Origin of the sequence: Methylosinus sp. (genome assembly GCF_036560965.1) — a bacterium.
Classification (GTDB): domain Bacteria; phylum Pseudomonadota; class Alphaproteobacteria; order Rhizobiales; family Beijerinckiaceae; genus Methylosinus.
Map to the genome: position 1 here is coordinate 140774 of NZ_DATBQF010000005.1, position 12598 is coordinate 153371.

At 66.5% G+C, this 12598-nt stretch carries 11 protein-coding genes and 1 tRNA gene; 9 read left to right on the forward strand and 3 right to left on the reverse strand.

What is annotated here, in order from left to right; genetic code table 11:
- The first annotated feature begins 836 nt into the window (after nt 1-836).
- From VIF40_RS01325 to VIF40_RS01340, 4 genes are all read left to right on the forward strand, one after another.
- A complete protein-coding gene (locus VIF40_RS01325) occupies nt 837-2252 on the forward strand; it encodes a circularly permuted type 2 ATP-grasp protein (RefSeq protein WP_414684732.1) in 1416 nt (471 codons plus the stop codon).
- An 87-nt stretch (nt 2253-2339) separates the two neighbouring features.
- Nucleotides 2340-3287 (forward strand): alpha-E domain-containing protein, encoded by a 948-nt coding sequence (locus VIF40_RS01330; RefSeq protein WP_331935716.1) that lies wholly within the window; start codon nt 2340-2342, stop codon nt 3285-3287.
- Nucleotides 3288-3335: 48 nt separating this feature from the next.
- Nucleotides 3336-4157 (forward strand): transglutaminase family protein, encoded by an 822-nt coding sequence (locus VIF40_RS01335; protein ID WP_331935717.1) that lies wholly within the window; start codon nt 3336-3338, stop codon nt 4155-4157.
- 149 nt (nt 4158-4306) lie between these two features.
- A tRNA-Tyr gene (locus tag VIF40_RS01340) sits at nt 4307-4391 on the forward strand.
- A 33-nt stretch (nt 4392-4424) separates the two neighbouring features.
- Here VIF40_RS01340 and VIF40_RS01345 read toward each other — a convergent pair.
- Entirely contained in the window at nt 4425-6908 is a 2484-nt protein-coding gene (locus VIF40_RS01345; protein ID WP_331935718.1) for a putative bifunctional diguanylate cyclase/phosphodiesterase, read from the reverse strand.
- 267 nt (nt 6909-7175) lie between these two features.
- Between VIF40_RS01345 and cobT the strand changes: the two genes are divergently transcribed.
- Together cobT and VIF40_RS01355 are read left to right on the forward strand one after the other, a co-directional pair.
- Entirely contained in the window at nt 7176-9089 is a 1914-nt protein-coding gene (cobT, locus tag VIF40_RS01350; RefSeq protein ID WP_331935719.1) for a cobaltochelatase subunit CobT, read from the forward strand.
- A gap of 241 nt (nt 9090-9330) precedes the next feature.
- On the forward strand, nt 9331-9480 hold the full coding sequence (locus VIF40_RS01355; RefSeq protein ID WP_331935720.1) for a hypothetical protein: 150 nt from the start codon (nt 9331-9333) through the stop codon (nt 9478-9480).
- Between the two features lie 198 nt (nt 9481-9678).
- Here the strand turns inward: VIF40_RS01355 and rpmB are convergent, their stop codons facing one another.
- Both rpmB and VIF40_RS01365 read right to left on the reverse strand, forming a co-directional pair.
- On the reverse strand, nt 9679-9978 hold the full coding sequence (rpmB, locus tag VIF40_RS01360; protein ID WP_331935721.1) for a 50S ribosomal protein L28: 300 nt from the start codon (nt 9976-9978) through the stop codon (nt 9679-9681).
- 196 nt (nt 9979-10174) lie between these two features.
- Nucleotides 10175-10576 carry a nuclear transport factor 2 family protein gene (locus tag VIF40_RS01365; protein WP_331935722.1) on the reverse strand — a complete coding sequence of 134 codons (402 nt, stop codon included), beginning with the start codon at nt 10574-10576 and terminating at the stop codon, nt 10175-10177.
- A 171-nt stretch (nt 10577-10747) separates the two neighbouring features.
- On the opposite strand from VIF40_RS01365, the gene VIF40_RS01370 reads away from it, so the two are divergent.
- The 3 genes from VIF40_RS01370 to fae form a co-directional block, all read left to right on the forward strand.
- Nucleotides 10748-10996: a hypothetical protein gene (locus VIF40_RS01370; protein WP_331935723.1), complete on the forward strand. Its 249-nt coding sequence runs from the start codon at nt 10748-10750 to the stop codon at nt 10994-10996.
- A gap of 260 nt (nt 10997-11256) precedes the next feature.
- Complete coding sequence (locus tag VIF40_RS01375) at nt 11257-12147, forward strand: NAD(P)-dependent methylenetetrahydromethanopterin dehydrogenase (RefSeq protein ID WP_331935724.1); 891 nt, start codon at nt 11257-11259, stop codon at nt 12145-12147.
- A gap of 160 nt (nt 12148-12307) precedes the next feature.
- A partial coding sequence (gene fae / locus VIF40_RS01380; RefSeq protein WP_331935725.1) for a formaldehyde-activating enzyme occupies nt 12308-12598 on the forward strand: 291 nt, incomplete at its 3' end.

Genomic DNA, 12598 nt, shown 5'->3' on the forward strand with positions numbered 1-12598 from the left:
TCCTTCGGCGATTCGTATATTGTCAGAGTTTCTTGTCGTACGCGCGAAAGCGAAAAACGTACGAGCCGTGGCTATACAATTCAGCGGCGTGACTCTTTGATGACGGCCGCTCTCGGCCGAAAGCGCGAGCCGTCGCGCGCCGATCGGCGCGCGACGAGACGGCGCGAGCGTCGAGGGCGACTCTGCGCGTCCTCGTCCTCGGCGCGGCCGAGCGCATCCGTCTGCGCGTCCCACAGGCAAACGGGCCGGCGCGACGCCGGGTCGATCGCCCAGACGGCGCGCGGCCGCTTGCGGCGTCCCTCGAGGCGCAAGCCCCGCAGATCCGCCGGCGCGGCGACCGCGACGATCGCGCCGCGACGCGCCGAGCGTGCGGGGAGGGATAGTGGCGGGGGAGGATGTTCATCGCTCTCGTCCTTCTGGCCATTGTCGCGGCCGAAGGCGTGAGCGGGCGCGTGGAGCCTCAGGCTCGGGCGACGCCTCTCACGCGGTCCTCGCGGCCGCGGATTTCTGAGTGAGGCGCGGCGCGCGCAGACGAAGCTGCGGCGGCGGCGCCATAGCGGCTACTGCCCATGAGTCCTTCGCAAGGATGGCTTGAGTCGCGCGACCCGAAAATCGCGCCGACGGTTTTGCTTCTGATCCGCAGCGCATGGCTTGTCAACGATTATCCGATTACAAGACAGGATGAGCGGGACGAGCGATCGGCGACGCTTTCGTCATTTGGCTCGCTTCTTGCCACGCCTTGCAGCAAAGGCGAATCGTCCGGTGCGAGCGGCCGTTCGCCGAGAACCCCGAGGGAGAGCGAAAACGTGCTTTCGAAGGTGGCGCAATTCGACGAAATGGGCGGCGTCGACGGACTGATCCGCCTGCCTTACGAAAAGCTCTCCAAATGGCTCGGCTCGGTCGAGCCGGAGTTTCTGGCGTCGCGCCGGGCGCAGGCCGAATTGCTGTTTCGGCGCATCGGCATCACCTTCGCCGTCTATGGCTCGCAAGAGGCGACCGAGCGGCTGATCCCCTTCGACATTCTTCCGCGCATCATCGCCCGCGCCGAATGGGCCCAGCTGGAAAAGGGCCTGATCCAGCGGGTGAAAGCGCTGAATCTGTTCTTGGCCGATCTCTACGGCCCCGGCGAAATCCTGAAGGCGGGCGTCGTTCCGTCCGAGCTCGTCTATCGCAATCCGTCGTTCCGGCCGGAGATGGCGGGGCGGCGCGTGCCGCATGATATTTTCGTGCATATCGCCGGCATCGACATCATCCGCACCGACGACGACGGCTTCTTCGTGCTCGAGGACAACGCCCGCACGCCGTCGGGCGTCTCCTATATGCTGGAGAATCGCGAGGTGATGATGCGGCTGCTGCCGGATCTCTTCGCGCTCCATCGCGTCGCGCCGATCGAGAATTATCCCGATCAACTGTTGGCGACTCTGCGTTCCGCCGCGCCGCGCGGGGCGGGGGCCGATCCGGTGAGCGTGCTGCTGACGCCCGGCCAATATAATTCCGCCTTCTACGAGCATTCTTTTCTGGCCGACAAGCTGGGGATCGAGCTGGTCGAGGGGCGCGATCTCTTCGTCAAGGACGATGTCGTCTTCATGCGCACGACGGAGGGGCCGCGCCGGGTCGATGTGATCTACCGTCGGCTCGACGACGACTTCCTCGATCCTCTGGCTTTCCGCCCCGATTCCGCCCTGGGCGTCGCCGGGCTGATGGGCGCCTATCATGCAGGCAATGTGACGCTCGCCAATGCAGTGGGCACGGGCGTGGCCGACGACAAGGCGATCTACACCTATATGCCGGAGGTGATTCGCTTCTACCTCGGCGAGGAGCCGCTGCTGAAGAATGTGCCGACCTGGCGCTGCCGCGAGAAGGACGCTCTCGCTTATGTTCTCGCCCATTTGGACGAGCTGGTGGTGAAGGAGGTCAATGGCTCCGGCGGCTATGGCATGCTGGTCGGCCCCCATGCGACGCGGGCGCAGATCGAGGAATTCGCCAAGAAGCTCGCCGATAATCCCACCAATTTCATCGCCCAGCCGACGCTGGCGCTCTCCACCTGCCCGGTATCGGTGGCGAATGGCGTCGCGCCGCGTCATGTCGATCTGCGGCCTTTCGTGCTCTATGGCCCCAATGGCGCGAGCGTGGTGCCGGGCGGCTTGACGCGCGTCGCCATGACGGAGAATTCTCTCGTCGTGAACTCCAGCCAGGGCGGCGGAACCAAGGACACATGGATCATCGACGACGCGCCGCTGCCGCGCGCATGACGAATTCGAACGACTAGAGCGCTTTTTGATCGATCAGAATTCGCTCCGACGAAAGACCAGAGCCGCGCGCCGAAACGACGGGATCTCATGCTCTCACGCACCGCCGACAACCTCTACTGGCTGGCCCGATATATGGAGCGCGCGGATTTCCTCGCGCGGATACTGCAGGCGTCGCGGCGCCTCGCCACGCTGCCGCGGGCCTATGGCGGCGTGGAGACCGAGTGGGAGAGCGCGCTGCTCTCCTCCGGGGCCGCGCCCGCCTTTCACGCCGCGGGGCTCGCGGTCGACGAGGCCAATGTCACGCAATTTCTGGCCTTCTCGCCGGATAATCCGAGCTCGATCCGCAATTGCATCGAGCTCGCGCGCGTCAACGCCCGCGCGGTGCGCACCGCGCTCACAGTGGAGATGTGGGAGGCGATCAACGGCGCCTTCCTCGAGCTCAAGGCGTTCGAGCAATCGCGCGGCGTCCGCTCGGCCGAGGATCTGACGCGCTTCCTCGATTTCGTGAAGCAGGTGTCGGCGGCGTACGACGGCGGCGCGCATCGGACCATGCTGCGCAACGACGCCTATTGGTTCTCGCGCGTCGGCCTCTATCTCGAGCGCGCCGACAACACAGCGCGCCTGCTCGACGTGAAATATCACGTGCTGCTGCCGGAGACGGAAGCGGTCGGCGGCTCGCTCGACTATTTCCAATGGACGGCGATCCTGCGCGCCGTCTCCGCGCATACGGCCTATCATTGGGTCTATCGCGACAGTCTGAAGCCCTGGCTCGTCGCCGATCTGCTGATCCTGCGGCCGGAAATGCCGCGCTCGCTGATCGCCTGCTATGAGAGCGTGGTGCAGAACCTCGACCGTCTCGGCAAGTCGCATGGCAAGCACGGGTCGGCGCAGCGCCATGCGCGGACGGTGCTCGGCCAGCTCGAGCATGCGACGATCGAGAACGTGTTCCACAATGGGCTGCATGATTTCATCGAGGGCTTCATCGCCGATAATCAACGGCTGGGGTCCCTGGTGTCGGAACAGTATCTTTTCTAAAGTGCCGCTCGTCGGAGCGACTCCTCGAAGCTCCCTGCGCGGTGCGAGATGCATATAAGAGTCAGGCGTGAAACGACCTATCGTTATGCCGAGCCGGCCAAGGCGGCGATCCAGAAGCTGGCGCTGACGCCTCGCAACTACGACGGCCAGCATGTGCTCGACTGGCGGATCGACGTCGATCGCGACTGCCGTCTGCGCGCCTGCGAGGACGCTTTCGGCAATGTCGTGCATACGATCTATGTCGACGGTCCGCTCGAGGCGCTGACGACTGTGGTCGAGGGCGCGGTCGAGACCTTCGACACGGCCGGCGTGGCGCGCGGCGCGATCGAGCGGTTTCCACCGGAGCTCTATCTGCGCGAGACGCCGCTGACCGAGGCGGACCCGGCGCTCTGCGATTTCGCGCGCGAGGCGACGGCGCGCCCCGCCGCGGCGCTGTCCAAGCTGCATTCTCTGGTCGACGCGCTGCACGAGGCCGTGATCGTCGAGGAGGAGCCGGCGAGCGGCGCCGGGACCGCGGCCGACGTCTTCGCGCGTCGTCGCGGGGCCGCGCAGAATTTGGCGCATGTCTTCATCGCTTGCGTGCGCTGCCTCGAGATGCCCGCGCGCTATGTCTCAGGCTATGCTCTGCGCGCCGACGCCGGCGCCGCCGTCCACGCCTGGGCGGAGGCTCATGTCCAGGGGCTCGGCTGGGTCGGCTTCGACCCGACGACAGGGGCGTCGCCTGACGAGACCTATATCCGCGTCGCCGTCGCGCTCGATCATCTCGGCGCGGCGCCGGTCCGCGCCGCGCACGCCGGCGGCGGCGAGGAGACGACCGAGGTGAAGGTGAGCGTCGCCCGCGCGCAGAGCCAGTTCCAGAGCCAGTCCTGAGCCGGCGGGGGCGCCGACGCCCGCGGTCGTCTCCGGGTCATTTTCGGGTTGACAGCGGGCGAGCAAATTCCCCATATGCGCCCTGCTTCACCGGCCCTTCACGGGGTCGTCGCTCGCGGGACCTATCCTCTAGGGTCCATCGAGAAGCTGGGGGAATGTCCCGAGCGGCAAAGGGGGCGGACTGTAAATCCGCTGGCTATGCCTTCGTAGGTTCGAGTCCTACTTCCCCCACCATTTTCCCCGGCGGGGAAACCAGACGCCGCCCACTCACGCCGCGTTCACCACATCCGCCCAGCGCTCGCCGGGATCGGCGAGCATGCGGCGCAAATCGGTCGCCGGCGCCGGGCGGCTGAACAAAAAGCCCTGCATCTGCGTGCAGCCTTCCTCGCGCAGACGCGCCAATTGCTCGCGCGTCTCGACGCCCTCGGCCACGGTCGCCACGCCGAGGCATTGCCCGATCCCCGCCACCGCGCGCACGATCGCCCCGCATTCGTGATTCTCCGGCAGCTCCTTCACGAAGGAGCGGTCGATCTTGATCTTGTCGAAGGGGAAGGAGCGCAGATAGCTGAGGCTGGAATAGCCGGTGCCGAAATCATCCATCGATATGCATACGCCGAGACTGCGCAATTGGTGCAGCACGGCGAGATTGGAGTGATTTTCGGCGAGCAGCACCGATTCGGTGATCTCGAGCTCGAGCCGCTGCGGCGCGAGCCCGCTCGCCGCCAGCGCCGACAGAACCGACTGGACCAGCGCGCGCGAGCGAAATTGCGCGGGAGAGAGATTGACGCAGACGCCGATCGGCTCCGGCCAGCCGGCCGCCTCGCGGCAGGCCTCGCGCAGCACCCATTCGCCGATCGGCATGATGAGGCCGGTCTCCTCGGCCAGTGGGATGAAATCATTGGGCGGAACCGAGCCGCGCAGGGGATGGAACCAGCGCAGCAGCGCCTCGGCGGCGACGATGCGATTGGATTCTATGTCGATGAGCGGCTGATAATAGATCTGGAACTCGCCGGCGGGCAGCGCATGGCGCAGATCCGCCTCCAGCGAGCGCCGCACGAGGATGGAGGCGGCCATCTCCGGCTCGAAGAAGCGATGCAGGCCGCGCCCGTCCGCCTTGGCGCGATAGAGCGCGATGTCGGCGTTCTTGAGCAGCGTGTCGGCGTCGTCGCTGTCGGCCGGCGCGGACGATATGCCGACGCTGGCGCCGACCGCCACCGTATGGCCGTCGATCTCATAGGCGAAGCCGAGCGCCGACACGATGCGCTCGGCGAGACGGTCCGCCTCCCGCGCGCCGGCGCCGAATTGGACAATGGCGAATTCGTCGCCGCCGACGCGCGCCACCACGTCCCCCGGCTGCAAAGTCTCGCGCAGGCGTTCGGCGACGGCGATCAGCAGCCTGTCGCCGATCGGATGGCCGAAGGCGTCGTTCACATCCTTGAAGCCGTCGAGATCGAGATAGAGCACGGCGAGCCGACCCTCGGCGCCGCCGAGACGCTGGAGGCCTTCGGTCAGCCGCGCGCGGAACAGCACGCGATTGGCCAATCCTGTCAGCGGATCGTGATGGGCGAGATGGGCGATGCGGGCCGCCTGCTCGCGCTGCTCGGTGACGTCGACGATGGCGAGCAATATCGCCGGACGATCGTCGAAAATGATCTCGCGCGCGTAATTCTGCACCTTTATGGCGCGTCCGTCCGCCGTGCGATTCGCCCAGATGCGGTCGGTCGGACGTCGGCTCGCCGGATTCTCATGGGCGATCGCCACCGCCGGCCATTCCTCCTCCGCATAGAGATCGAACAAGCTCGAGCCGAGAAAGCGCTCGCGCTCATAGCCGTAATGGGCGATCGCCGCGTCATTGACCGAGACGATGCGCAGGCTCCGCGGATCATGCACCCACATGGGCATGGGATTGCTCTCGAACAGCAGTCGGAACGAGGCCTCGCGCGCCTTGAGCGGCGTGACGTCGGTGAGCGTCAAGCCGATGAGATCGCCCATTGGCGCGGCGGCCAGCCGCAAATGTGTCGCGGCGCCCTCGGCCGAGCGATGAGCGACCTCGAATGTGTCGTGGGTCGCCGAATGGAAAATGGCCGCGAGCTGCTCGAAAGCGCCATTGATCATCCAGGCCGGGGCGATCTCGCTGAGGCGCCGCCATTGCAGATCACGCTCCGCGCCGCCGAAGAGGCGGCTCGCGCTGGCGTTGAGGCTCACAATGTCGAAATCGACGACGCGCCGGCCGGCATGGACGGCGGCGAGCGTCGCCAGCCCGTCGTCGGTCGCGCGATAGATCGCGTCGACGAGATCGTGCTTCGAGGCGCGCTCGCGCGCAAAGGCCAAGAACAGCGTGACGCCCCAATGGCTCGACAGCGGAAAGGCGACGACCTCGCTGGTCCGCACCAGCCCGTCGCGAATGCTGCGCGCGATCGTCGCCGCCGGCGTTCCGCGCGCATGCGCCGTTTCGAGCGCGTCGCGGATGGCGTCGCGGTAATTGCGCTCGAGCCCGTCGAGCCGCAGGCCGCGCAGCGACGCGCCGAGCCAGGCCTCGAAGGCGCCGCCGCCATAGAGAAGCTCGAAGGCGCCATCGTCGTCGCGCCCGACCAGCGCCACATCGTCGGCGAGCCGGCCGAGGCTGCCGAGCGCGATCTGCTCATAGGGCGGCAAGCCTCCCGCCGGAGCCTCGACCTGCCATCTGAAGCAGAGGTCGTCCACATCGCGAAATTCGGTGACGACGCCATATTGGGAGGCGATCTCATGCATGGCTCGGCTCGACTCCGTTGGCCTTCGGCGCGTGCGAAATTGATCGGAAGCTTTGAAAAAATAGTAAAAATTTCAATAGTTTAGATGGAAACCGCGTCATCGGCGCGTCATAAATCAGCTGAGGTGATTGATATACAATGGAAAATTGACGATTGTGCCGAATGCCGAGCGATTTCGCTTGCCGTGATTTTCATAATGGTCGATTCGAAATAGGCTATAGAAGCGCGTTCGCCCGGAGGCGGGCGGAAGCGATCGAACGGACTTCCCATGGCATCCAATCGCAAAGCAGCCACGCCGAAGGAGGCTCCGCAGGAGCCGTTCAAGCGCGCCGTCGCCGGCGCGATGCGCGCCATGGCGAAGCGCGCGGAGCTGGAGGTGACCTTTTCGCCGGAGCGCGCCGCGTTGCTCGGCGCCGACGACAAGGCCAAGGCGCGCCTGCCGGAGCCGCCGCGCAAGCTCACCGCCCATGACGCCGCCATCGTGCGCGGCCATGCCGATGCGATCGCCCTGCGCCTCGGCTGCCATGACGAGGCGATCCATCGCCGCGTGCAGCCGCAGTCTCCCGACGCCCGCGCCGCCTTCGACGCGCTCGAGCAGGCGCGCGTCGAATCGATCGGCTCGCGCCGCATGGACGGCGTCGCCGCCAATATCGGCGCCATGCTCGACGATCGCTATCAGCGCGCGCGCTTCGCCGAGATCGAGTCGCGCGAGGACGCGCCGCTCGAGGACGCGCTGGCGCTCATCGCCCGCCAGCGCCTCACCGGCCTCACGCCGCCGCCCCATGGCCAGAAGGTCGTCGATCTCTGGCGGCCCTGGATCGAGGAGCGCGCCGGCGCCGATCTCGACAAGCTCGTCGGCGCGCTGGAGAATCAGCGCGGCTTCGCCCAGCTCGCGCATCGCCTGCTCGCGGCTCTCGAGCTCGAGGGCGAGAGCGCCGGCGGCGAGGAGGACGCCGAGGAGCCGAGCGAGGACCAGCCGCAAAACCCCGACGAGGCCGAGGGCGAGGAGAGCGAGGAGGAGAAACAGTCCGGCTCCTCCGAGATGGACACCGCCACCGCCTCCGAGGATGCGCTGGAGAAGGGCGAGAGCGAGGCGGCGGAGATTCTCGACAGCGAGATGCTGGAGGAGATCGAATCCGGCGACGTGGACGAGGCGATGGAGACGCGCCGGCCGCAAATCTCCTCGGCCGATCGCTCCGGCGGCGAATACAGGGCCTATACGAGCCGTTTCGACGAGACGGTGAAGGCCGAGGAGCTCTGCGACGCCGAGGAGCTCGACCGGCTGCGCTCCTATCTCGACAAGCAGCTCCTGCATCTCTCCTCGGTCGTCGGCCGGCTCGCCAACCGCTTGCAGCGCCGGCTGATGGCGCAGCAGAATCGCGCCTGGGAGTTCGATCTCGAGGAGGGGATGCTCGATCCCGCGCGCCTGCCGCGCGTCGTCATCGATTCGCAGCAGCCGCTCTCCTTCAAGCGCGAGAAGGACACGAATTTCCGCGATACGGTGGTCACGCTGCTGCTCGACAATTCCGGCTCCATGCGCGGCCGGCCGATCACCGTGGCGGCGACCTGCGCCGATATTCTCGCCCGCACGCTGGAGCGCTGCGGCGTGAAGGTGGAGATTTTGGGCTTCACCACCAAGGCCTGGAAGGGCGGCCAGTCGCGCGAGACCTGGATCGCTGACGGCAAGCGGCCCAATCCCGGCCGCCTCAACGACATCCGCCACATCATCTACAAGGCCGCCGACGCGCCCTGGCGGCGCGCGCGCCGCAATCTCGGCCTGATGATGCGCGAGGGCCTGTTGAAGGAGAATATCGACGGGGAGGCGCTCGACTGGGCGCATCGCCGCCTGATGGCGCGTCAGGAGCAGCGCCGCATTCTGATGATGATCTCCGACGGCGCGCCGGTGGACGACTCCACACTCTCGGTCAATCCCGGCAATTATCTCGAGCGCCATTTGCGGCATGTCATTCAGGAGATCGAGACCAAATCGCCGGTCGAGCTGATCGCCATCGGCATCGGCCATGATGTGACGCGCTATTATCGCCGCGCGGTGACGATCGTCGACGCGGAGGAATTGGGCGGCGCGATGACGGAGAAGCTCGCCGAGCTGTTCAGCGAGAACGCCGCGCCTGCGCCGCAGCGCGCGGCGCCGCGTCCGCGGGTCCTCGCCGCCGCTCCCTGATGGGTCCCCGGAGGGCGAGGGGAAACGCCCCGAATGGCCTCTCGTAATTCACCGGAATGGTGAACAAGTTTAAACCGCGTTAATTTCGCAACCAGCGCTCAACCACGCCGAAAACGTGTCGGCGGGGAACCTTCAGGGCTGCTGTTGCATTAATATTTCGGCGCGACCGTCGGATGCGCGTTCAAGTGACGATCGGACGTCCGAGCAATCGGCCCGTCCGGGAGTGACGAGGGAGTTGCGTATGATTTCCTTTGGCAAAGTTCGAAATGCGGGATTGCCCGCGGCGTCTCACGAGCCGCTCGACGTCCAGAGGGTTCTCTGCGTCGCCGCGATCTTCTCGCTGGCCTCCCTTCCCCTCCTGCTCAGCGTCGCTTTGTCGATCTGGGGCTGAAACGCCCGCCCAGAGCGATTGCTGGCGTGTGGCTGGGGGGCTCGCGTCGGCAAGGGCGGCCGTAACGGGGAAGACCCCGCGCTCGCTTCGAGCGCGGGGTCTATCGTTCTATCGGGAAGAGAGCGGGCCCGAAGACTCGCAGTCCGAAGCGACCGGCCTAAAGCGACCTGCCGAAAGCGATCTGCCTAAAATCGAGTCTCAGGCGACGGCGACAGCGGCGGCGAGCTTCTTGACGATCTCGCGCTTCAGCGAGCGGGCGTCGTCCGAGAGCTCCGTGTCGCGCGCCTTGACGAGGAAGGCGTCCAGCCCGCCGCGATGCTCGACCGTGCGGAGCGCCGCCGCCGAGACGCGCAGCCGCACGGAGCGCGCGAGCGCGTCCGAGGCCAGCGTCACATTGACCAGATTGGGCAGGAAGCGGGTGCGCGTCTTGTGATTGGAGTGGCTGACGAGATTGCCCGTCTGCACGCCTTTGCCGGTCAGTTCGCAACGGCGGGACATGGTCTTTTCCTTTCGATCGGCGCAGAGCGCGGGAGCCCGCGCCATTCGATGGCCGTATGATATGAAATTCGCACAAAGGCTCCACGCCCCGGGAGGCGAGCCCTTGGTTGGGCGTTCTTATAGAGGCTCGGGCGCTAGAAGGTCAACAGGGGATGTCGTGTCCCGCGCGCTTTCCCGGTTCGGCGCGGCGACCGGATCAGTGCAGCGAGCGCGGCGACGCCTGCGGGGGCGGCTCGCTCTGGACCATCAGCGGGCTCGCCTGATGATGCAGCAGCCGCCAGGCGCCGTCGACGAGGCGGAAGCAATTGGTGGCGACCAGCGCCGCCTGGCCGACCATCTCTATGCAGACGACGCGTCCGTCGGCGCCGCAGATCAGCGCGCGCTCGCTGCGGCGAAGAACCGGGTCCTGCATAGGGTTGCGCAGAATGTCGCGAAAGGAGGCGAGCACTTGCTCGCGGCCGAAGAGCGGCGGCCATCCCGGATGGATGCAGCAGATTTCCTCATCGCCCCAGATCGCCGCCATCCCGTCCAGATCGGCGGCGACGAAGGCCCGATAATAGGCGGCGTTGGCCGCGAGAAGAGACGCCTCGTCCGACATGGGCGCGGAGAATGCGCCGAGGTCGAGCCGAAGGCAATAAGAGATGCGGGGGCCGCGCCGAAAGTCGGGCCGCGCCGGAAGTCGATGCGTCTCGCGACCCTTGACGTCGCCGGGCGCCGCCCGATTTGCCTTCTGCGGGACCGCATCGGCGGCCCATGGAGGGTAGGGTCCATGACGATCGGGGGCTTCGAAATCGGCGGCGTCGCGATCGTCGTCCTCGCCGGCGCGCTCATCGCCGCCGCCCCCGCTCAGGCGAAACGGTCGAGCTATCGTCCGGCCTATGCGCCGCGGCCCGCCGCTCCCGTCTATGCCGCGCCGGCCGCGCCGGCTCGCCCCGCCCCGGTCTGGGGCGCCGACGGCTATCGCTTCGATCCGCCGGCCGGCGCCGGTTTCGTCGCGCCGTCGCCCTACGGCTATTGAGCCCCTCGCCGGATAATCGGGAACGGGCGATCCGGCCTCTCGCTGTCCATCGCCAAGGACAATAGGCTGGACATTCGTCCCGTTCTGCGGTCTATGCGTCTCGCCATTCGAGACTGGGGCTTCGCCCGCGCCCGCCGTCCGGTATCGCTCATCCGAAAGCTTCCTCATCCGAAAGCTTCCTCGATCTGGGCGTCACGCAGGCGCTGCGCGCTCGCGCGCCGGAACTGCTGAACAACGGACAGAAAGGTTAGGAATTTCCCATGGCCGCCAAATCGATCCTTCATATGTTGAGCACGCTGAAGCATATGAGCCCGTTCGACGTCAACATGGCGCTCGACGCGGGCTTCGACGCGGCGGTCCCCTACACGAATGTCACTCTGGATGAGGTGGCCGCGCTGGTGCAGGACGCGATGTTCTCCCGCGCGCCGTCCGCCGCTCTGCGCACCGGCATATTTTTCGCCGGCCGCGACGCCATTCTCGCGCTCGACATGCTGGACGCCGCCCAAAAGGCGCTGCTGAAGCCTTTCGAAATTTCGCTCTTCGCCGATCCCTATGGCTCCTTCACCACGGCCGGCGCCATGGTCGCCTTCGTCGAGAAGGTGCTGCGCGACAAGACGGGCCGCGAGCTGAAAGGCGCGAAGGTCGTCGTCTATGGCGCGACCGGCGTCGTGGGCTTCTCCTCCGCCGTCATCGCGGCGCTCGAGGGCGCCGATGTGACGATCGTCGGCTATAGCGGCCTCGAGCGCGTGGCGGCCCAGGCGCAGGAGATCGAGACGCGCTTCGGCGTGAAGGTGAAGCCGGCCGACGGCAGCAAGCCGGAGCAGGTCCGCGAACTCCTGATCGAGCACGAGATCGCGCTCTGCGCGGCGCGCGCCGGCGTGCAGGTGCTCTCCAAGGACGATCTCGCGGCCGCCAAGTCGCTGATCATCGCCGCCGACGTCAACGCCGTGCCGCCGCTCGGCGTCGAAGGCGTCAAGCTGCATGACAAGGGCGTGGAGCTTCCCTCCGGCGCGCTCGGCATCGGCGCGCTCGCGATCGGCGACATCAAATACGGCACGGAAGCGGGTCTCTTCAAGCAGATGACCACCTCCGAGAAGCCGTTGTGCCTGGACTTCCGCCACGCTTTCGCGCTGGCGCGCAGCCTTCTCTGAGCAGGCGCGGCCTTCTCTTTGAGTAGAGCGCAGGACGGTTTCCTCCCGACTTGCCGCTGTCACGCGAAAATGATTGATACGGCGGCGCGTCTTCGACAGCGCGGCGCCCGAGAACGGCTCGGAGTATCCGAAGCGACATGTCGATAAGGAAGAAGAGAAAATGGCTCTCATCAACAAGCTCATGATCGGCGAGTCGCTCGTCGGCGAAGGCAATGAAGTCGCCCACATCGACCTGCTGATCGGACCGCGCGGCAGCGCGGCCGAGACCGCTTTCGCCAATGCGCTCGTCAACAACAAGGACGGCTTCACGACGCTGCTCGCCGTCGTTGCGCCGAACCTGCTGGCCAAGCCGAACACGATCCTGTTCAACAAGGTGACCATCAAGAACGCCAAGCAGGCCGTTCAGATGTTCGGACCGGCCCAGGCCGGCGTCGCCAAGGCCGTCGCCGAT

What these genes read in the sequence shown, in the direction of transcription:
- VIF40_RS01325 (WP_414684732.1), top strand. Translation starts at nt 837, where the DNA reads ATGGGCGGCGTCGACGGACTGATCCGCCTGCCTTACGAAAAGCTCTCC.
- VIF40_RS01330 (WP_331935716.1), top strand. Translation starts at nt 2,340, where the DNA reads ATGCTCTCACGCACCGCCGACAACCTCTACTGGCTGGCCCGATATATG.
- VIF40_RS01335 (WP_331935717.1), top strand. Translation starts at nt 3,336, where the DNA reads ATGCATATAAGAGTCAGGCGTGAAACGACCTATCGTTATGCCGAGCCG.
- VIF40_RS01345 (WP_331935718.1), bottom strand. Translation starts at nt 6,908, where the DNA reads ATGCATGAGATCGCCTCCCAATATGGCGTCGTCACCGAATTTCGCGAT.
- cobT (WP_331935719.1), top strand. Translation starts at nt 7,176, where the DNA reads ATGGCATCCAATCGCAAAGCAGCCACGCCGAAGGAGGCTCCGCAGGAG.
- VIF40_RS01355 (WP_331935720.1), top strand. Translation starts at nt 9,331, where the DNA reads ATGATTTCCTTTGGCAAAGTTCGAAATGCGGGATTGCCCGCGGCGTCT.
- rpmB (WP_331935721.1), bottom strand. Translation starts at nt 9,978, where the DNA reads ATGTCCCGCCGTTGCGAACTGACCGGCAAAGGCGTGCAGACGGGCAAT.
- VIF40_RS01365 (WP_331935722.1), bottom strand. Translation starts at nt 10,576, where the DNA reads ATGTCGGACGAGGCGTCTCTTCTCGCGGCCAACGCCGCCTATTATCGG.
- VIF40_RS01370 (WP_331935723.1), top strand. Translation starts at nt 10,748, where the DNA reads ATGACGATCGGGGGCTTCGAAATCGGCGGCGTCGCGATCGTCGTCCTC.
- VIF40_RS01375 (WP_331935724.1), top strand. Translation starts at nt 11,257, where the DNA reads ATGGCCGCCAAATCGATCCTTCATATGTTGAGCACGCTGAAGCATATG.